16 protein-coding genes are annotated in these 19,007 nt (G+C 61.4%); 12 read left to right on the top strand and 4 right to left on the bottom strand.

Features of this window, described 5'->3' with window-relative positions; translation table 11 throughout:
- Positions 1–293 precede the first annotated feature (293 nt).
- The 4 genes from NTD89_RS05000 (at position 294) to NTD89_RS04985 (ending at position 4,926) form a co-directional block, all read left to right on the top strand.
- Positions 294–1,649, top strand: coding sequence for a M16 family metallopeptidase (locus NTD89_RS05000; protein ID WP_242199817.1), 1,356 nt, complete (start codon positions 294–296; stop codon positions 1,647–1,649).
- On the top strand, positions 1,642–3,132 hold the full coding sequence (locus NTD89_RS04995) for a M16 family metallopeptidase (RefSeq protein ID WP_262206623.1): 1,491 nt from the start codon (positions 1,642–1,644) through the stop codon (positions 3,130–3,132). The genes NTD89_RS05000 and NTD89_RS04995 overlap by 8 nt, the downstream gene beginning before the upstream one ends.
- Positions 3,132–3,749, top strand: coding sequence for a 16S rRNA (guanine(966)-N(2))-methyltransferase RsmD (gene rsmD, locus NTD89_RS04990; protein ID WP_145157754.1), 618 nt, complete (start codon positions 3,132–3,134; stop codon positions 3,747–3,749). The genes NTD89_RS04995 and rsmD overlap by 1 nt, the downstream gene beginning before the upstream one ends.
- 181 nt (positions 3,750–3,930) lie before the next feature.
- On the top strand, positions 3,931–4,926 hold the full coding sequence (locus NTD89_RS04985; protein ID WP_262206622.1) for a hydrolase: 996 nt from the start codon (positions 3,931–3,933) through the stop codon (positions 4,924–4,926).
- A 121-nt stretch (positions 4,927–5,047) separates the two neighbouring features.
- On the opposite strand, the gene NTD89_RS04980 is transcribed toward NTD89_RS04985, so the two are convergent.
- Together NTD89_RS04980 and NTD89_RS04975 are read right to left on the bottom strand one after the other, a co-directional pair.
- On the bottom strand, positions 5,048–5,902 hold the full coding sequence (locus NTD89_RS04980) for a sulfurtransferase (protein ID WP_262206621.1): 855 nt from the start codon (positions 5,900–5,902) through the stop codon (positions 5,048–5,050).
- 33 nt (positions 5,903–5,935) lie between these two features.
- On the bottom strand, positions 5,936–6,607 hold the full coding sequence (locus NTD89_RS04975; protein WP_025859550.1) for a TetR/AcrR family transcriptional regulator: 672 nt from the start codon (positions 6,605–6,607) through the stop codon (positions 5,936–5,938).
- A 146-nt stretch (positions 6,608–6,753) separates the two neighbouring features.
- Here NTD89_RS04975 and NTD89_RS04970 point away from each other — a divergent pair, with 146 nt between their 5' ends.
- The 5 genes from NTD89_RS04970 (at position 6,754) to NTD89_RS04950 (ending at position 11,709) form a co-directional block, all read left to right on the top strand.
- Positions 6,754–8,181, top strand: coding sequence for a coniferyl aldehyde dehydrogenase (locus NTD89_RS04970; RefSeq protein ID WP_262206620.1), 1,428 nt, complete (start codon positions 6,754–6,756; stop codon positions 8,179–8,181).
- 28 nt (positions 8,182–8,209) lie between these two features.
- Positions 8,210–8,755 (top strand): twin-arginine translocation pathway signal protein, encoded by a 546-nt coding sequence (locus tag NTD89_RS04965; RefSeq protein WP_145157765.1) that lies wholly within the window; start codon positions 8,210–8,212, stop codon positions 8,753–8,755.
- Between the two features lie 152 nt (positions 8,756–8,907).
- Positions 8,908–10,503: a GMC family oxidoreductase gene (locus tag NTD89_RS04960; RefSeq protein ID WP_262206619.1), complete on the top strand. Its 1,596-nt coding sequence runs from the start codon at positions 8,908–8,910 to the stop codon at positions 10,501–10,503.
- Positions 10,504–10,617: 114 nt separating this feature from the next.
- Positions 10,618–11,097 (top strand): pantetheine-phosphate adenylyltransferase, encoded by a 480-nt coding sequence (gene coaD, locus NTD89_RS04955; RefSeq protein WP_003176711.1) that lies wholly within the window; start codon positions 10,618–10,620, stop codon positions 11,095–11,097.
- Between the two features lie 360 nt (positions 11,098–11,457).
- Complete coding sequence (locus tag NTD89_RS04950) at positions 11,458–11,709, top strand: YfhL family 4Fe-4S dicluster ferredoxin (protein ID WP_003195146.1); 252 nt, start codon at positions 11,458–11,460, stop codon at positions 11,707–11,709.
- Positions 11,710–11,832: 123 nt separating this feature from the next.
- Here NTD89_RS04950 and mutM read toward each other — a convergent pair whose 3' ends face one another.
- Entirely contained in the window at positions 11,833–12,645 is an 813-nt protein-coding gene (gene mutM, locus NTD89_RS04945) for a bifunctional DNA-formamidopyrimidine glycosylase/DNA-(apurinic or apyrimidinic site) lyase (protein WP_145157771.1), read from the bottom strand.
- Between the two features lie 21 nt (positions 12,646–12,666).
- A complete protein-coding gene (locus NTD89_RS04940) occupies positions 12,667–13,479 on the bottom strand; it encodes an HDOD domain-containing protein (protein ID WP_262206628.1) in 813 nt (270 codons plus the stop codon).
- 296 nt (positions 13,480–13,775) lie between these two features.
- Here NTD89_RS04940 and NTD89_RS04935 point away from each other — a divergent pair, with 296 nt between their 5' ends.
- The 3 genes from NTD89_RS04935 (at position 13,776) to ilvD (ending at position 18,482) form a co-directional block, all read left to right on the top strand.
- Positions 13,776–14,972, top strand: a complete 1,197-nt coding sequence (locus NTD89_RS04935; RefSeq protein WP_003213799.1) for a class I SAM-dependent rRNA methyltransferase — start codon at positions 13,776–13,778, stop codon at positions 14,970–14,972.
- A gap of 248 nt (positions 14,973–15,220) precedes the next feature.
- Positions 15,221–16,387 (top strand): MFS transporter, encoded by a 1,167-nt coding sequence (locus NTD89_RS04930; protein WP_262206618.1) that lies wholly within the window; start codon positions 15,221–15,223, stop codon positions 16,385–16,387.
- Positions 16,388–16,640: 253 nt separating this feature from the next.
- Positions 16,641–18,482 carry a dihydroxy-acid dehydratase gene (gene ilvD, locus NTD89_RS04925; RefSeq protein ID WP_124418674.1) on the top strand — a complete coding sequence of 614 codons (1,842 nt, stop codon included), beginning with the start codon at positions 16,641–16,643 and terminating at the stop codon, positions 18,480–18,482.
- The last annotated feature ends 525 nt before the right edge of the window (positions 18,483–19,007 follow it).

Below are 19,007 nucleotides of genomic sequence, written 5' to 3'. Positions count from 1 at the left end.
AAATAAATTCGATGCAGAACAGACTGCTTTAACGCTCGCTTGTTCATGCGCAACATTCTGCAAGGCGTAAATAAAGGCCTCAACAAATCGTTTCAATAAAGGACTGAAGCGATAAAATCGGCGAAAAGTGGAAGATCATCGGGGAAAACCACCCTCTATTCCAACATTTCTACGACTGGATCCGGGACAAGATGGCCGCCGCAGTGGCCGTCCCTAAATCGGATCAGTATCCTAGCACCTCCTCGCCCGCCGACGCTAAGACCAAGCGGGCAGCCCAACAGGTTTAAAAACGAATGAATGCTCTAGCCCGCCGCGCTGCAGGCCTGCTGCTCAGCACAGTTTGTCTGCCCCTTTCAGCCTTGGCTGCCGACCCACAACCCACCCACGAATTCACTCTGGATAACGGCCTCAAAGTGGTCGTGCGCGAAGATCATCGCGCGCCGGTGGTGGTTTCACAGGTTTGGTACAAGGTTGGTTCGAGCTATGAAACACCCGGCCAGACCGGGTTGTCCCACGCCCTGGAACACATGATGTTCAAGGGCAGTGCCAAGGTCGGCCCCGGCGAAGCCTCGCTGATCCTGCGCGACCTGGGCGCCGAAGAAAACGCCTTCACCAGCGACGACTACACCGCCTACTACCAAGTGCTGGCCCGTGATCGCCTGGGTGTTGCCTTCGAGCTGGAAGCCGACCGCATGGCCAGCCTGCGCCTGCCGGCCGACGAGTTCAGCCGCGAGATCGAGGTGATCAAGGAAGAACGCCGCCTGCGCACCGACGATAACCCGATGTCCAAGGCCTACGAGCGCTTCAAGGCCATGGCCTACCCGGCCAGCGGCTACCACACGCCGACCATCGGCTGGATGGCGGACCTGGAACGCATGAAAGTCGAAGAGCTGCGTCACTGGTACCAATCCTGGTATGTGCCGAACAACGCCACGCTGGTAGTGGTCGGTGATGTGACCCCGGATGAGGTCAAGAACCTTGCCCAGCGTTATTTCGGCCCTATCCCCAAGCGTGACGTGCCACCCGCGAAAATCCCGCTGGAACTCGCCGAACCCGGCGAACGCCTGCTGACGATGCACGTGCAGACCCAACTGCCGAGCGTGATCCTTGGTTTCAACGTGCCGGGCCTGGCCACCGCTGAAGACAAACGCTCGGTACAAGCCCTGCGCCTGCTCTCGGCCCTGCTCGACGGCGGCTACAGCGCGCGTATCTCGGAGCAACTGGAGCGTGGTGAAGAGTTGGTGTCCGCCGCCTCGACCAGCTACGACGCCTACACCCGGGGTGACAGCCTGTTCACCCTGACGGCCACGCCGAACCAGCAGAAGAAAAAGACCATTGCCCAAGCCGAAGCCGGCCTGTGGCGCCTGCTGGACGAGTTGAAAGCCAAGCCGCCGACCAGCGAAGAACTGGAGCGTATCCGCGCCCAAGTGATTGCCGGCGTGGTTTACCAGCGTGACTCCATCACCAGCCAGGCAACGGCTATCGGCTCCCTGGAAACCGTCGGCCTGTCCTGGAAACTGATGGACACCGAACTGGCCGACCTGCAAAGCGTGACGCCGGAAGATATCCAGAAAGCCGCACGGACTTATTTCACCCGCGAGCGTTTGAGCGTCGCCCATGTTTTGCCTGAGGAGACCGCTCATGAGTGATCGTAAAAGCAGCCGCCTGATTTTTCCTGGCCTGGTCGTCGTCACCCTGATCGCCGCCAGTGCCGTGTACTTCCTGCGCCCAAGCGAATCCGTCGCCAGCCAGGCCCTGGATAAAGCTGAATCGGCGAACAAACTGCAATCGCTGGCGGAACTGGATGGCAAGGCGCCGACCAACCGCAAGCTCGACGTGCAAACCTGGACCACCGCTGAAGGCGCCAAGGTGCTGTTCGTCGAAGCCCACGAATTGCCGATGTTCGACATGCGCATCCTGTTCGCCGCCGGCAGCAGCCAGGACGGCGACACGCCCGGCCTGGCACTGCTGACCAATGCGATGCTCAACGAAGGTGTACCGGGCAAGGATGTCAGCCAGATCGCCAGCGGCTTTGAAGGCCTGGGCGCCGACTTCGGCAATGGTGCTTACCGCGACATGGCGCTGGTTTCGCTGCGCAGCCTGAGCGACAGCGACAAGCGCGACGCGGCCCTGGCGCTGTTCGACGATGTGATCGGCAAGCCGACTTTTCCTGCCGATTCCTTGGCGCGGATCAAAAACCAGATCCTCGCAGGCTTGGAATACCAGAAGCAGAACCCGGCCAAGCTGGCCAGCCTTGAGCTGTTCAAGCGCCTGTACGGTGACCATCCCTACGCCCACCCAAGCGAAGGCACGCCCGACAGCATTGCGAAGATTAACCTCGCGCAATTGCAGGCGTTCCACGCCAAAGCGTATGCCGCAGGCAACGCGGTGATTGCCGTGGTCGGCGACCTGACGCGCGCCGAGGCCGAAGCCATGACGGCCAAGGTCTCCGCGTCGCTGCCTAAAGGCCCGGCCCTGGCGAAGATCGCCCAGCCGAGCGAACCGCAAGCCGGCTTGAGCCATATCGAATTCCCGTCCAAGCAGACCCACCTGCTGTTCGCGCAATTGGGCATCGACCGCGCCGATCCGGACTACGCGGCCTTGTCGCTGGGCAACCAGATCCTCGGCGGCGGTGGTTTCGGCACCCGCTTGATGAGCGAAGTGCGTGAAAAGCGCGGCCTGACCTACGGTGTGTACTCCGGCTTCTCGCCGATGCAGGTGCGCGGCCCATTCATGATCAACCTGCAGACCCGCGCCGAAATGAGCGGCGGCACATTACGCCTGGTTGAAGACGTGCTGGCCGACTACCTCAAGACCGGCCCGACGCAAAAGGAACTGGACGACGCCAAGCGTGAGCTGGCCGGCAGCTTCCCGCTGTCCACCGCGAGCAACGCCGATATCGTCGGACAGCTGGGCGCCATGGGTTTCTACAACCTGCCGCTGAGCTATCTTGAGGATTTCATGAAACAATCCCAGGCCCTGACCGTAGAGCAGGTCAAGGCTGCAATGAATAAACACTTGAGCGCCGACAAGATGGTCATCGTGACCGCCGGCCCGACGATTGCGCAAAAGCCACTACCGCCCCCCACTGATAAACCTGCCGAGCAGCCGCTCGGGGTTCCGGAGCATTAATGGCCAGTTCATCTCGCCCGAAAAAACCCGTCCACAACGTGCATAACGGTGTGGGCCAACTGCGCATCATTGGCGGTGAATGGGGCAGCCGCAAGCTGAGCTTCCCTGACGTCGTAGGCCTGCGCCCGACGCCGGATCGCGTGCGTGAAACCCTGTTCAACTGGCTTGCGCCGTACATCGGCGGCGCCAAGGTGCTGGACCCGTTCGCCGGCAGCGGCGCGCTGTTCCTGGAGGCGCTGTCCCGTGGCGCGGCCCAGGGCCAGGCGCTGGACGCCAGCAATGTGGCGGTGTCCAGCCTCAAGGAACACCTGGGCACCCTGCGCTGCACCACCGGCCAGGTCCAGACCGCCGACGCGCTGCGCTACCTGGAAACCCAGGCGGCGACTGAATATGACGTGGTGTTTCTCGACCCGCCGTTCAATCAGAACCTGTTGCCGACCGTGTGTGCGCTGCTGGAAGAGCGTCAGTGGCTGGCGGCGGATGCGTGGATCTACACTGAAAGTGAAACCGCGCCGTCTACCCTCGGCCTGCCGGGCGCCTGGCGCCTGCACCGCGAGCAGAAGTCCGGCCGGGTGTATTACGCGCTGTGGCACCGCCTGGTAGAAAGCGCCGCCTGATATGTGGCGAGCGGGCTTGCCCCGCGTTGGGCTGCGCAGCGGCCCCAAAACAGTCACCGCATTCAATCTGTCGGATCGCGGTGACTGAGCCAGGGCTGCTGCGCAGCCCAACGCAGGGCAAGCCTGCTCGCCACGTGAAGCCTCGCTTGCCACAACAAGTCTGCTCGCCACAGAGATGTCCATGACCCCTTCCGTCGACCTGTTCAAACCCGCTTTCGGCCTCGGCAACCCCCACCTGCAAACGCTGTGGGGGCCGTTGTGGCGTCCCACCACGCATATCGAACGCCAACGCGAACGCTTGTGGCTGGACGACGGCGACTTCCTCGATCTTGACTGGCATGGCCCCCATGACGCGCAAGCGCCATTGGTGCTGGTGCTGCACGGGCTGACCGGCTCGTCCAATTCGCCCTACGTGGCCGGCTTGCAAAAAGCCCTCGCCGCCCAGGGCTGGGCAAGCGCCGCGTTGAACTGGCGCGGGTGCTCGGGTGAGCCCAACCTGCTGGCGCGCAGTTACCACTCGGGCGCCAGCGAAGACCTGGCAGCAGCGATTGCGCATCTGCGCGCCAAGCGACCGTTGGCGCCGCTGTATGCCGTGGGTTATTCGCTGGGCGGCAATGTGCTGCTCAAGCACTTGGGCGAAACCGGCGAAGCCTCGGGGCTGCATGGCGCGGCCGCGGTGTCGGTGCCGTTTCGCCTGGATCAGTGTGCGGATCGCATCGGGCTGGGGTTTTCGCGGGTGTATCAGAAGCACTTTATGCGCGAGATGCTGGCGTATATCCGCGTCAAGCAACGGCGCTTTTTAAAGGATGGCCAAGCTGACGGGCTGAAAACCCTGGAGTCACTGGGTTCTCTAGAGAAGATGCGTACGTTCTGGGATTTCGACGGGCGAGTGACCGCTCCGCTGCATGGTTTTCTCAGCGCCGAGGACTATTACCGCCGCGCGTCGAGTCGCTATTACCTGGGCGATATTCGCACGCCGACGCTGATTATCCAGGCGGCCGATGACCCGTTTGTGTTCGCCCACAGCCTGCCGGAGGCCAGCGAACTGTCGGACTGCACAGAGTTTGAGCTGCTGGCCAAGGGTGGGCATGTGGGGTTTGTCGATGGTTCTCTCAGACGCCCGAGCTACTACCTCGAACGCCGAATCCCGCAATGGCTACTGACACAACGCGGTTAAAAAATGTGGGAGCGGGCTTGCTCGCGAAGGCGGTGTATCAGTCACAAATCTATCGACTGACACTCTGCATTCGCGAGCAAGCCCGCTCCCACATTTTGATTGGGTTTGCAGGGCTGGCGGCTTAGTCGCCGGTTGCGATTTGCCGCGCCGGATCGGTAATCCACTCGCTCCACGACCCCGCATACAGCTTGCCCAGCGGGTAACCCGCCAAGCTCAGCGCAAACAGGTTGTGGCACGCCGTCACGCCAGAACCGCAATACGCCACCAACTCTTCCGGCGAACGGCCCTTCAACTGCGCAGCGAAACGCTGCTTGAGCTGCTCAGCTGGCAGGAAGCGACCGTCACTGCCCAGGTTTTCGCTGAACGCCGCACATTGGGCGCCCGGAATGTGCCCGGCAATCGGGTCGATAGGCTCCACGTCGCCGCGAAAACGCGCTTGGGCGCGGGCATCGATCAAGGTCATGCCCGGTTCGCCGAGGCGTTTTTGCAGGTGTTCGGCGTCCAGCACCAAGTGATTGTCCGGCGAACCGGCAAACGTCCCCGGCTCAACCACGGGCGCGTCCAGGCTCAGCGGGAAGCCGGCCGCGTGCCAGGCCTTGAGGCCTGCGTCCAGAATAAACACGCCATCGCGCTTGCCCAGCCAGGCCAGCAACCACCACGCGCGGGCGGCATAGGCGCCGGGGCCGTCGTCATACAGCACGATGTCCGTGTCGGCATTGATGCCCCAGGCCCGCAGTTGCGCGGCCAAGGTATCCGCCGCCGGCAACGGATGACGCCCGGTCACGCCCTTTGTCACCGCACCGCTGAGGTGGCGCTCCAGGTCGGCATATTGCGCACCTTCGATATGCCCTTCGGCATAGCTGCAAAGCCCGTAGTCCGGGTCTTCCAGGGCAAAGCGGCAATCCAGGATCACCAGCCCGGCCGCCTTCTGGCGCTCGGCGAGTTGCTGGGGGCTGATCAGTTGGGCAAGCGGCATGACGGACTCCTGTGAACAGATTCGGGAAAGGTCCTACTTCACTTCTTCCAGTGCCTGGTTCAACGGCACGTAAAACTCTTTGAACAAGGCGTCTACCGCCTCTTTGGCCTGGGGCGTGACAAACCCCGCCTCCAGCACCAGCACCTGGTACACCCCACGCTTGATCGCCTCGGCGCTCAAGTGGGCGGAATTTTCATTGGTGGTGCACAGAAATCGCACCCACGAGGTGAGGATGATCCAGGCATTGAGGGTCAGCGCCTCGGTTTGCACCGGGTCCATATTGAGGATGCCGGCATCGACAAACCCTTGATAGATAGCGCCGCCCTGGATCAGGCAACGCTGGGAAAAGCGCCGGTAGCCGGTGGCCAGTTCCGGGTCGCTTTCCAGCAGGTGTTCCAGGTCGCGGTGCAGGAAGCGATAGCGCCACATGCCCGCCAGCACGGCCTGCAGGTAAAAACGCTTGTCTTCGACGGTGACGGCGCGGCCCTGGGGCGGGCGCAGGAAACTGTCCACGAGGGCTTCGTATTCGCGAAACAGCACGGCGATGATCGCCTGCTTGTTGGGGAAGTGGTAGTACAGGTTGCCCGGGGAAATTTCCATGTGGGCGGCAATGTGGTTGGTGCTGACACTGCGCTCGCCCTGCTGGTTAAAAAGCTCCAGGCTGGTTTGCACAATTCGCTCGCTGGTCTTTACTCGTGGTGCCATAGGGGATCAGCTTCTAAACACGTGATGGGGCATCTTACGGCCTATCCTTGTCTGGATAAATCCGCATGTTGCTGCAATGATATTTGACAATTTAGAGCAATGACTCTAAAAATCCAGGCAGACCTATAACAATCGGGAACTGCGCCATGTCTGCCAACGTTGCCTACCTGCAAGATTCCCAGGCGCTGGATCAACTCCAGGACCTTTTCGACGCACAGCGTCGCGCCTATGCCGCCAACCCGATGCCACCGGCGGCGCAGCGCCAACAATGGCTCAAGGCATTGCGCGATGTGCTCAGCGACGAACGCCAGGCCCTGATCGACGCGATCAGCCAGGACTTCAGCCACCGCAGCGCAGACGAAACCCTGTTCGCCGAGTTGATGCCGAGCCTGCATGGCATTCACTACGCCAGCAAACACCTCAAAGGCTGGATGAAACCTTCCCGCCGCGCTGTAGGCATCGCCTTCCAACCGGCATCCGCCAAGGTCATCTATCAACCACTGGGCGTGGTCGGCGTGATCGTGCCGTGGAACTACCCGTTGTATTTGGCCATCGGCCCGTTGGTCGGCGCGTTGGCGGCCGGTAACCGGGTGATGCTCAAGCTCAGCGAATCCACGCCCGCTACGGGTGAACTGCTCAAGGCGCTGCTGGCGAAAATCTTCCCCGAAGACCTGGTGTGCGTGGTGCTGGGCGAAGCCGAAGTGGGCATGGCGTTTTCCAAATTGCGCTTCGATCACCTGCTGTTCACCGGCGCCACCAGCATCGGCAAACACGTGATGCGTGCGGCGGCTGAACACCTGACCCCGGTGACGCTGGAGCTGGGCGGCAAGTCGCCGGCAATAGTTTCCTCCGATGTGCCACTCAAGGACGCCGCCGAGCGCATTGCCTTCGGCAAATGCCTGAATGCCGGGCAAACCTGCGTGGCGCCGGACTACGTGCTGGTGCCCGAAGATCGCATCGAGGGGTTCGTCGAGGCCTACAGCAAGGCAGTTCGCGGGTTTTACCCGACCCTGACCGACAACCCGGACTACACCGCCATCATTAATGATCGGCAGCAGGCCAGGCTGAATGCCTACGTCAAAGACGCCACCGACAAAGGCGCCACCCTGATCGCCTTGTACGACCAAGGCCAGGCACGGCGCATGTCCCACAGCCTGTTGCTGAATGTCAGCGATGAAATGACTGTGATGCAGGACGAAATCTTCGGCCCGGTGCTGCCGATCGTGCCGTATCGCGGCATTGATCAGGCCTTTGCCTACGTCAACCAGCGCCCTCGTCCGTTGGCCCTGTATTACTTCGGCTACAACAAGGGCGAGCAGAACCGCGTGCTGCATGAAACCCACTCCGGCGGCGTGTGCCTGAACGACACCCTGCTGCATGTGGCTCAGGATGACATGCCCTTCGGCGGCATCGGACCTTCCGGCATGGGCCACTACCACGGCCACGAAGGGTTCCTCACATTCAGCAAGGCCAAGGGCGTACTGGTGAAACAGCGCCTGAACGCGGCGAAATTGATCTACCCGCCCTATGGCAAGTCGATCCAGAAGTTGATTCAGAAGTTGTTTGTACGCTGATTCCGCCACTCTCGGGACAACAATAATAATGAACCCTAGCCTGACTGAAACACCTGCGCTGTCGCGGCGCGGCGTCTTGAAAATCGGCCTGTGTGCCAGCGCGTTCCTGGCCACTGCCGGGCTGGGCGCCAGCCTCAGCGGGTGCTCCAGCAGCACCCCGGCCAGCGGCTTTGCAATGCTGCGCAGCAGTGACTTGCCGTTCTTGCGCGCAGTGATCCCGGTGCTGCTCGAGGGCGTGGCCAGCGCCCAGGACGTGGTCGCCGGGATTGAAGACACCCTGAAAAAACTCGACTACAGCCTGCAGCACCTGTCGCCGGAGATGTTCAAGCTTACCCAGCAACTGTTCGACGTGCTGGGCATGGGCATCACCCGTGGCCCGCTGACGGGGATCTGGGGCAGTTGGGAAAATGCCAGCAGTGAACAGATCCGCAACTTCCTGCACCGCTGGGAAAACAGCTACCTGAACCTGCTGCGCATGGGTCAGGGCTCGTTGCTCAAGCTGGTGATCATGGCCTGGTACTTCCGCCCGCAATCCTGGGCCCATTGCGGCTACCCCGGCCCGCCGAAGATTTAGGCCTGACAACCTGATTAGAAAATGTGGGAGCTGGCTTGCCTGCGATGGCGGTGTATCAGCGATGAATTGATCGGCAGGCAAACCGCTAGCGCAGGCAAGCCAGCTCCCACACTGGTCGCAACTTCGTACAAAAAAAATAAGAGTGCACACCTATGCCCGTACCCGATCTGTTCCGCGACGGCCTGGCCCGCGGCTGGAAAACCCACAATGGCGCCGCACTCGACAGCGACCTGACGCTGGAAGCCGATGTGGTGATCATCGGCAGCGGTGCCGGCGGTGGCACCACTGCCGAAATCCTCAGCGCCGCCGGCTACAAGGTGCTGCTGATCGAAGAGGGCCCGCTCAAGACCAGCAGCGACTTCAAGCTGCTCGAAGACGAGGCCTACGCCAGCCTGTACCAGGAAGGCATTGGCCGCATGAGCAAAGACGGCGCGATAACCATCCTGCAGGGCCGGGCGGTGGGCGGCACCACATTGATCAACTGGACCTCCAGCTTCCGAACGCCGGACGCCACCCTCACCCACTGGGCCAGTGAGTACGCGGTAAAAGGCCACAGCAGCGCCGAGATGGCGCCGTGGTTCGAGAAGATGGAACAGCGCCTGGGCATCGCCCCGTGGGCCATGCCACCGAATGCCAACAATGATGTGATCCGCAAAGGCTGCGAAAAGCTCGGTTACAGCTGGCACGTGATCCCACGCAACGTGCGCGGCTGTTTCAACCTGGGGTATTGCGGCATGGGTTGCCCGGTCAACGCCAAGCAGTCGATGCTGGTGACTACCATTCCGTCCACCCTGGAAAAGGGCGGCGAACTGCTGTATCTCGCCCGCGCAGAACGGCTCAAGTACAGCGGCGACACCATCAGCAGCCTGGAATGCGTGGCCATGGACGAGCGTTGCGTCGCGCCCACCGGTCGCAAGATAACCGTCAAGGCCAGGCATTACGTGCTGTCGGGCGGCGGCATCAACAGCCCGGCGCTGCTGATGCGTTCGGACGCGCCCGACCCGCACTCGCGCGTGGGCAAGCGCACGTTCCTGCATCTGGTGAATTTCTCTGCCGGGCAGTTTGACGAGGTGATCAACCCGTTCTACGGCGCGCCGCAGTCAATTTATTCCGATCACTTCCAGTGGCTGGACGGCACCACCGGCAAAATGTCCTACAAGCTGGAGGCACCGCCCTTGCACCCTGGGTTGGCCAGCACACTATTCGGCGGTTACGGCACCGGCAACGCGCTGGATATGAGCCAGTTGCCCCATACCCACGCCATGCTTGCCCTTTTACGTGATGGCTTTCATCCCGACAGCCCTGGCGGCACGGTGGAATTACGCGGTGACGGTACGCCGGTTCTCGATTACGCAGTATCGCCCTACGCCTGGGACGGCCTGCGCCGAGCCTTCCACAGCATGGCCGAGATCCAGTTCGCGGCGGGCGCCAAGTCGGTCAAGCCGTTGCATCACGACGCGCGTTACGTCAGCACCCTGGCCGAAGCACGCAGCCTGATCGACGGCCTGAGCCTGGAACTGCATCGAACCACCCTGGGCAGCGCCCACGTGATGGGCGGTTGCGCCATGGGCGAAGACCCGAAAAATGCCGTGGCTGACAGCCTCGGTCGCCATCACCAGTTGCGCAATCTGTCGATCCACGATGGCTCGTTATTCCCCACCAGCATTGGGGCTAACCCGCAATTGTCGGTGTATGGATTAACCGCGCAACTGGCGACAGCGTTGGCCGAACGTCTGAAAACAGCGTGAAAAAACAGGTTATTCGCGGTGTCTATAGTGCTTTCTTCTGCATAAGTTGACTTGGCCGACCGGGATGGCTGCGATACCATCCGGTTCCCCAACGGACTCCGCCAGGACGACGCGATGAACCGAGTGTTGTACCCAGGTACCTTCGACCCGATTACCAAAGGCCATGGCGATCTGGTCGAACGCGCCTCTCGCCTGTTCGACCATGTGATCATCGCGGTCGCTGCCAGCCCCAAGAAAAACCCGCTGTTTCCCCTGGAACAGCGCGTGGAGCTGGCGCGTGAGGTCACCAAACACCTGCCTAACGTGGAAGTGGTGGGTTTTTCGACGCTGCTGGCACACTTCGCCAAGGAGCAGAACGCCAATGTGTTCCTGCGTGGCCTGCGTGCGGTGTCGGACTTCGAATACGAATTCCAGCTGGCCAACATGAACCGCCAATTGGCGCCGGACGTGGAAAGTCTGTTCCTCACGCCGTCGGAGCGTTACTCGTTCATTTCCTCGACGTTGGTCCGTGAAATCGCCGCTTTGGGCGGAGATATCACCAAGTTCGTACACCCGGCTGTGGCGGATGCGCTGACACTGCGCTTCAAGAAATAATTTCTGAAGCGCGGGTTTGTCTGTGCAAAGCCTGACTTGCCAATGCTGAGCCCGGTTTGTCTGTGCTGAGCGGGCTTACTGTGGCGAGCGGGCTTGCCCCGCGTTGGGCTGCGAAGCAGCCCCAATAAAGCCACCGCGTAGTTTCAGCCAAAACACGGCCGCCTGTTTTCAGGGCCGCTTCGCAGCCCAACGCGGGGCAAGCCCGCTCGCCACAACAAGCACGGAGCTCGCCACAACAGGCAAGGCGCTCAACACAACAAGCCCAGCGATCGCCACAGCTCGCACTGCGGGCGCCAATGCGGCACAATTGCGCGCATTCGTTTTCAGATGCCCTGGCTGACAGCCCTGGCAGGAGTTTCCATGTCCCTGATCATCACCGACGATTGCATCAACTGCGACGTCTGCGAACCTGAGTGCCCGAACGCTGCGATTTCCCAGGGTGAAGAGATCTACGTGATCGACCCCAACCTGTGCACCCAATGCGTCGGCCACTACGACGAGCCTCAGTGCCAGCAAGTGTGCCCGGTGGATTGCATTCCGCTGGATGAAGCACACCCTGAGACTGAAGAGCAGTTGATGGAGAAGTACCGGAAGATTACCGGTAAGGCCTGAGACTCTGTGGCGCCCATCCGGACCTCATCGCAGGCAAGCCAGCTCCCACATTTAAACGTGTGAATACGGTCAAGTGTGGGAGCAGGCTTGCCTGCGATGGCGGCATCAGCCCTCACACAACACTCAGCTCTGGCACTTAGGGCAAAACACACTCGCCCGCTGCCCCAACACCACATTGCGCAACTCGCTGCCGCAGACCTTGCACGCCTCGCCGCCCCGGCCGTAGACGAACAGCTCCTGCTGAAAATACCCCGGCTGCCCGTCACCGCCGATAAAGTCCCGCAATGTGGTGCCGCCACGCTCGATGGCGGCGGCCAGCACACGCTTGATCTCAATTGCCAGCTTCAAGTAACGCCCGCGTGAAATGCCACCGGCGGCCCTGCGCGGGTCGATCCCGGCGGCAAACAGCGCTTCGGTCGCATAGATATTGCCCACGCCCACCACCACCGCGTTGTCCATGATGAACGGCTTCACCGCCACGGACTTGCCGCGAGACAGCTGGAACAGCCGCTCGCCGTCAAACAGGTCAGTCAACGGCTCCGGCCCCAGGCGAATCAGCAATTCGTGATTGTGCGGGTCCTGGCTCCAGAGCATCGCGCCGAAGCGCCGTGGGTCGGTGTAGCGCAGCGCCATTCCCGACTCCAGCTCGATGTCCACATGCTCATGCTTGAGCGCGGGGGAACCGGCTTCCACCAGCCGCAGGTTGCCCGACATGCCCAAGTGGCTGATCAAGGTACCAACCTCAGCATTGATCAACAGGTACTTGGCCCGCCGCTCCACCAGCACGATGCGCTGCCCGGACAGGCGCACATCCAGGTCTTCCGGGATCGGCCAGCGCAGGCGCCGCTCACGCACCACCACACGGCTGACGCGCTGGCCTTCCAGGTGCGGCGCAATCCCGCGCCGGGTGGTTTCGACTTCTGGTAACTCGGGCATGTGTACCTCGTGAAAAAAGGGTCAGTGCGCGCCCAGTTCGCGGATCGACAACTTCATGCTTTCGAAGTCGTAGTCCGAAAGGCCCACGTAATCCAGCACCAGATGGCCGATGGCATTCCACTCATGGTCCACGGCCTGGTTACCCAGCACGCGACAGGACGAACAGATGTGCTCAGCCATTTTCAGGATGGCCAGCAGGTTTTTAAGTTGCGGCGTGCGCGACGACTCATCGCTGAAAATCGCCAACGCGTTGTGGTGGTTGGCGATCGCGTCGGTCACATGCTCCGGCAGGCGCCAGGATTTGGCGGTGTAGTAGCCGACCACGGCATGGTTGGTGTTGAACGCGTTGTTCTCGGTGTCGACCACGCGGCAATCGGGCCCGGCATTGGCGTAGGCCTGCTCCAGCACCGTCATGTAATTGGGGAACCGCTTGAGCATCAACGGCACGCCGCAATCGTGGAACAGCCCCAGGGCATAAGCCTCGTCCACCGCCTGCGAGCCGGTGCGCTTGGCCAGGGTCAGGCAGGTCATGGCCACATCCTGGGCGGTGTCCCAGAAGCGGTTGAGGGTGACAATGGTGTCGTCGCTCATCTCGCCTTTGATCGACTGTGCGTTGATCAAGTTGATGATCGAACGGCTGCCCAGCAGGTTCACCGCGCGCTGGATCGAGGCAATCTTGTTGCTCAGGCCGTAATACGGCGAGTTGACGATCTTCAGCAATGCGCCGGACAGGCCCGGGTCCTGGGAGATCAACCGCGCGATCACTTCCAGGTCCGGGTCGGGCATGTACTGCTCCATCTGCAAATCCACCATGATTTGCGGTTGAGGCGGCACGCTGATGCCTTGCAGGGCCTGTTGGATCTGTTCGGCGGAAAGCTCTTGGGACATAAGTACACACTCTGGGCTAGGCGGCGATTCTAACCCTTATGAAGACTTGACCGACACCCAAATGCCGAACTGAAACCGGATCAAATGTGGGAGCGGGCTTGCTCGCGAACGCTCGGTGTCAGTCACCGAATACAGTGGCTGATCCACCGCTTTCGCCAGCAAGCCCGCTCCCACATGTCCGGCGGCGCCGCGAATTCACGCACAACACGGTATACTCCCGCTCTTTTTTCCGGAGCGACGTCATGTCCCTGCCAAGCCTGCGTCTCAAAGCCAACGCCGATCGTCGTTTGCGCAACGGCCACCTGTGGGTCTACAGCAACGAAATCGACGTGGCCGCCACCCCACTTCACGGCTTCCAGGCAGGCGACCAGGCTATCCTGGAAGCGGCCGGCGGCAAGACCCTGGGCATCGTGGCCATGAGCCCGAACAACCTGATCTGTGCCCGTCTGCTGTCGCGCGACATCAAGTTGCCATTGGACAAGTCGCTACTGGTGCACCGCATCAACGTCGCGCTGTCGCTGCGTGACCGCCTGTTCGACAAGCCGTTCTACCGCCTGGTGTACGGCGACTCCGACCTGCTGCCGGGCCTGGTGGTTGACCGTTTCGGCGACATCCTGGTCGTCCAGATCGCTTCGGCGACCATGGAAGCCCACAAAGAAGACGTGATCGCCGCCCTGACCCAAGTGCTCAAGCCAAGCGGCATCCTGTTCAAGAACGACTCCGCCGCGCGCGACGCCGAAGGCCTCAACCGCTACGTTGAAACCGTGTTCGGCCTGGTGCCGGAGTGGGTGGCGCTGGAAGAGAACGGCGTGAAATTCGAAGCCCCGGTAATCCAGGGCCAGAAGACCGGCTGGTTCTACGACCACCGCATGAACCGCGCCCGCCTGGCGCCGTATGCCAAAGGCAAACGCGTGCTGGACCTTTACAGCTACATCGGTGGCTGGGGCGTGCAGGCCGCAGCCTTCGGCGCCAGTGAAGTGTTCTGCGTCGACGCCTCCGCCTTCGCCCTCGACGGCGTGGAGCGCAACGCTGCGCTGAACGGCGTTGCCGAGAAGATGACCTGCATCGAAGGCGATGTGTTCGAAGCCCTCAAAGAGCTGAAAGCCAGCGAAGAACGCTTCGACGTGATCGTGGCCGACCCACCGGCTTTCATCAAACGCAAAAAAGACATGAAAAACGGCGAAGGCGCCTACCGCCGCCTGAACGAGCAAGCCATGCGCCTGCTCAGCAAGGACGGCATCCTGGTCAGCGCATCCTGCTCGATGCACTTGCCGGAAGACGACCTGCAAAACATCCTGCTGACCAGCGCCCGTCACCTGGACCGCAATATCCAGATGCTCGAACGCGGCGGCCAGGGCCCGGATCACCCGGTGCATCCGGCGATTGCCGAAACGCGCTACATCAAGAGCATCACGTGCCGGTTGTTGCCCAATAGCTGATTGAACGCGGGCTAAATGTGGGAGCGGGCTTGCTCGCGAAAGCGGCAAGTCAGTCGATGAATGAGTTGACTGACACTACGTATTCGCGAGCAAGCCCGCTCCCACATTTTGGTTTGTGGTGTGTCAGGGCAACTTTCCTATCACCGCAAACCACAACAATTCGGGAACCGTCCTTCAACGGTTTTGATTGAATTCCACATTTCGCAGACTAGTATCGGTTTCTGGAATTACTCCGGAAAACAAAAACAATGTCTGGGCCCTACCTCTCCCGCTTCATCCTCATCACCTGCATTTCCCTGATCAGCTTTTTCCCTATCAACATTCTGCTGCCCTCGTTTCCCGCACTGGCTGCCAGGTTCGACACACCTACCGCAGAAATCGCACTGTCGATCAGTCTGTTCACGCTGGTGTTTTCAGTGTCCCAATTGGTTGCCGGCCCGCTGTCGGATAAATGGGGCCGCAAGGAAGTCCTGCTCGGTTGCATCACGCTGTCGATCCTGGGTGCGATAGGTTGCGCATTATCGACGGACTACCTGAGCTTCCTGCTGTTTCGCTCGGTCCAGGCCATGGGTTGCGGCTTCTTCGTACTGGGCCACGCGTTAGTGGAAGACCTGTTCGAAGAACAGGATCGAGCCCGTGTGCGCCTCTACTACATGACCCTGAGCGGCTCGTTCGTCGCCTTGTCACCGCTGATCGGCTCCTGGTTGCAAACCACCTTCGATTGGCAAGGTAGTTTCTATGGATTCGCACTGATGGCGTTGGGGATGTTGATCCATGCGTTCTGCATACTGCCCTCCAAGTCCGCCAGCCCGCACCGCACGCCGGTGTCGATCATCGGCACGCTGAAAGATGTCGCGACCAATCGCGACTTCCTGCGTTACTGGTGGATCGCCGCGTTGGTGTTCGCCTGCTACTTCGCCTTGATCAGCGTGACACCGTTGATTTTCATGGACTCGTTGAAACTCTCCGAATACCAGTACGCCCTGGTACTCATGGTGTATGGCGTGGCCTATCTGCTCGGTGGCTTGGCGGCGTCGTATCTTCAAAAACGCATCTCGCTGTCCCGGCAAATCAACATCGGCCTTGGATTGCTGCTTATCGCAGGCGTGCTTCTGATGCTGATCGTCGGTCTTGGAGCCATCACCACCATCACCCTGCTGATCCCGATGCTGATCAGCGCCCTGGCCGTAACTCTGGTTCGCCCCGCCGCGATTTCCGCCGCCATGTTGCTGTTCTCCAGCAGCGCCGGCACCGCCGCCTCGGCCGGCAACAGCATCATGTTCATCACCGCTGCCGTCAGCAGCGCCGCCCTCGCCCAAGCCGGGGCCAACCTGCTGATGACCATCGCCATCAGCTTCATCGTGCTCAGCGTTTGGGGCGTGATGACGAACGCGCGGGTCGGCCGCGGACCATGAAACTTGCACACCCACACGTCTCGTAAGCGCTATCTACACGCTGGCGGCCATTCCCTCCGGCCGCCAGCGGTGTAGAATCGACCCTATTCATCGCCAGTCATCCCCCGGCGGGTTTATGAGCTCGAGGCCCAAGCACGCGGCGATCCCGCGACGCGAGTGGCAACGTTTGGACACACGGCCATTTTCTGAGTGTTCCAGACGTCAATAGAAGCTCACTTCCCTTTAGTACTTGATTAGCCGCCCGGAGTGCTCCATGCCTGATTACCGCTCGAAAACATCCACCCACGGCCGCAACATGGCCGGCGCGCGCGCACTGTGGCGTGCCACGGGGATGAAAGATGACGACTTCAAAAAGCCGATCATCGCGATTGCCAACTCGTTCACCCAGTTCGTACCCGGCCACGTCCACCTCAAGGACCTGGGCCAACTGGTCGCCCGCGAGATCGAACGCGCCGGCGGCGTGGCCAAAGAATTCAACACCATCGCCGTGGATGACGGCATCGCCATGGGCCATGACGGCATGCTGTATTCGCTGCCGAGCCGCGAGATCATCGCCGACTCCGTGGAATACATGGTCAACGCCCACTGCGCCGACGCCATCGTGTGCATCTCCAACTGCGACAAGATCACCCCCGGCATGCTGATGGCCTCCCTGCGCCTGAACATCCCGGTGATCTTCGTCTCCGGCGGGCCGATGGAAGCCGGCAAGACCAAACTCGCCTCCCACGGCCTCGACCTGGTGGACGCCATGGTCATCGCCGCCGATTCCAGCGCGTCTGACGAGAAAGTCGCGGAATACGAGCGCAGCGCCTGCCCGACCTGCGGTTCGTGCTCCGGCATGTTCACCGCCAACTCGATGAACTGCCTGGTGGAAGCCCTGGGCCTGGCCTTGCCGGGCAACGGTTCCACGCTGGCCACCCACAGCGACCGCGAGCAGCTGTTCCTGCAGGCTGGCCGCACCATCGTCGAGCTGTGCAAGCGTTACTACACCGACAACGATGAGTCGGTGTTGCCGCGCAATATCGCCAACTTCAAGGCGTTCGAGAACGCCATGACCCTGGACATCGCCATGGGCGGTTCCACCAACACCATCCTGCACTTGCTGGCCGCCGCTCAGGAAGCCGAGATCGATTTCGACCTGCGCGACATCGACCGTCTGTCCCGCCACGTGCCGCAGCTGTGCAAGGTCGCGCCGAACATCCAGAAGTACCACATGGAAGACGTGCACCGCGCCGGCGGGATCTTCTCGATCCTCGGCTCGCTGGCCCGTGGCGGCCTGCTGCACACCGACCTGCCGACCGTGCACAGCACGAGCATGGCCGAAGGCATCGCCAAGTGGGACATCACCCAGACCACCGACGAAGCCGTGCATCACTTCTTCAAGGCAGGCCCGGCCGGCATCCCGACGCAAACGGCGTTCAGCCAGTCCACCCGCTGGGACACCCTCGATGACGACCGTGAAAACGGCTGCATCCGCAGTGTCGAGCACGCCTACTCGCAAGAAGGCGGCCTGGCCGTGCTGTACGGCAACATCGCGCTGGATGGCTGCGTGGTGAAAACCGCCGGTGTGGATGAGTCGATCCACGTGTTCGAAGGCAACGCCAAGATCTTCGAAAGCCAGGACAGCGCCGTGCGCGGCATCCTCGCCGACGAAGTCAAAGCCGGCGACATCGTGATCATCCGCTACGAAGGCCCGAAAGGCGGCCCGGGCATGCAAGAGATGCTCTACCCGACGTCGTACCTGAAATCCAAAGGCCTGGGCAAAGCCTGCGCCCTGCTCACCGACGGCCGTTTCTCCGGCGGCACCTCGGGCCTGTCCATCGGCCACGCTTCGCCAGAAGCCGCTGCCGGCGGCGCGATTGGCCTGGTGCAGGACGGCGACAAAGTGCTGATCGACATTCCGAACCGCTCGATCAACCTGTTGATCAGCGACGAAGAACTGGCCGCCCGCCGGGTTGAGCAGGACAAGAAAGGCTGGAAACCGGTCGAGAAGCGTCCGCGCAAGGTCACCACTGCGTTGAAGGCTTACGCCTTGCTGGCCACCAGCGCCGACAAAGGCGCTGTGCGTAACAAAGCGATGCTCGACGGCCTGTAAGCCTCGCGCATAAAAATGCCCCGCCACGTGCGGGGCATTTTTTTGTCTGGATAAACCCTTCAGCAGTAAGCCGAGTTCCAACATGAGCATGCGGTCGAATGTGGGAGCTGGCTTGCCTGCGATAGCGGTGGGCCAGCCGACTCACGCACTGCCTGATACACCGCCTTCGCGAGCAAGCCCGCTCCCACAGTTGATCGGGTTCCAACATGAGCATGCGGTCAAATGTGGGAGCTGGCTTGCCTGCGATAGCGGTGGGCCAGCCGAGTCATGTACTGCCTGACACACCGCTTTCGCGGGCAAGCCCGCTCCCACAGTTGATCGGGTTCCAACTTAAGCATGCGGTCGAATGTGGGAGCTGGCTTGCCTGCGATAGCGATGGGCCCGACGACTCATGTACTGCCTGACACACCGCCTTCGCGAGCAAGCCCGCTCCCACAGTTGATCGGGTTCCAACTCAAGCATGCGGTCGAATGTGGGAGCTGGCTTGCCTGCGATAGCGGTGGGCCAGCCGACTCTTGTACTGCC

It is taken from the genome of Pseudomonas sp. 14P_5.3_Bac1 (assembly GCF_025466135.1).
Classification (GTDB): Bacteria; Pseudomonadota; Gammaproteobacteria; order Pseudomonadales; family Pseudomonadaceae; genus Aquipseudomonas.
This window is presented reverse-complemented; position numbering and strand designations above follow the sequence as displayed.

Bases quoted from the DNA above. Each gene is read 5' to 3' on its own strand.
- NTD89_RS05000 (WP_242199817.1), top strand. From the start codon at position 294: ATGAATGCTCTAGCCCGCCGCGCTGCAGGCCTGCTGCTCAGCACAGTT.
- NTD89_RS04995 (WP_262206623.1), top strand. From the start codon at position 1,642: ATGAGTGATCGTAAAAGCAGCCGCCTGATTTTTCCTGGCCTGGTCGTC.
- rsmD (WP_145157754.1), top strand. From the start codon at position 3,132: ATGGCCAGTTCATCTCGCCCGAAAAAACCCGTCCACAACGTGCATAAC.
- NTD89_RS04985 (WP_262206622.1), top strand. From the start codon at position 3,931: ATGACCCCTTCCGTCGACCTGTTCAAACCCGCTTTCGGCCTCGGCAAC.
- NTD89_RS04980 (WP_262206621.1), bottom strand. From the start codon at position 5,902: ATGCCGCTTGCCCAACTGATCAGCCCCCAGCAACTCGCCGAGCGCCAG.
- NTD89_RS04975 (WP_025859550.1), bottom strand. From the start codon at position 6,607: ATGGCACCACGAGTAAAGACCAGCGAGCGAATTGTGCAAACCAGCCTG.
- NTD89_RS04970 (WP_262206620.1), top strand. From the start codon at position 6,754: ATGTCTGCCAACGTTGCCTACCTGCAAGATTCCCAGGCGCTGGATCAA.
- NTD89_RS04965 (WP_145157765.1), top strand. From the start codon at position 8,210: ATGAACCCTAGCCTGACTGAAACACCTGCGCTGTCGCGGCGCGGCGTC.
- NTD89_RS04960 (WP_262206619.1), top strand. From the start codon at position 8,908: ATGCCCGTACCCGATCTGTTCCGCGACGGCCTGGCCCGCGGCTGGAAA.
- coaD (WP_003176711.1), top strand. From the start codon at position 10,618: ATGAACCGAGTGTTGTACCCAGGTACCTTCGACCCGATTACCAAAGGC.
- NTD89_RS04950 (WP_003195146.1), top strand. From the start codon at position 11,458: ATGTCCCTGATCATCACCGACGATTGCATCAACTGCGACGTCTGCGAA.
- mutM (WP_145157771.1), bottom strand. From the start codon at position 12,645: ATGCCCGAGTTACCAGAAGTCGAAACCACCCGGCGCGGGATTGCGCCG.
- NTD89_RS04935 (WP_003213799.1), top strand. From the start codon at position 13,776: ATGTCCCTGCCAAGCCTGCGTCTCAAAGCCAACGCCGATCGTCGTTTG.
- NTD89_RS04930 (WP_262206618.1), top strand. From the start codon at position 15,221: ATGTCTGGGCCCTACCTCTCCCGCTTCATCCTCATCACCTGCATTTCC.
- ilvD (WP_124418674.1), top strand. From the start codon at position 16,641: ATGCCTGATTACCGCTCGAAAACATCCACCCACGGCCGCAACATGGCC.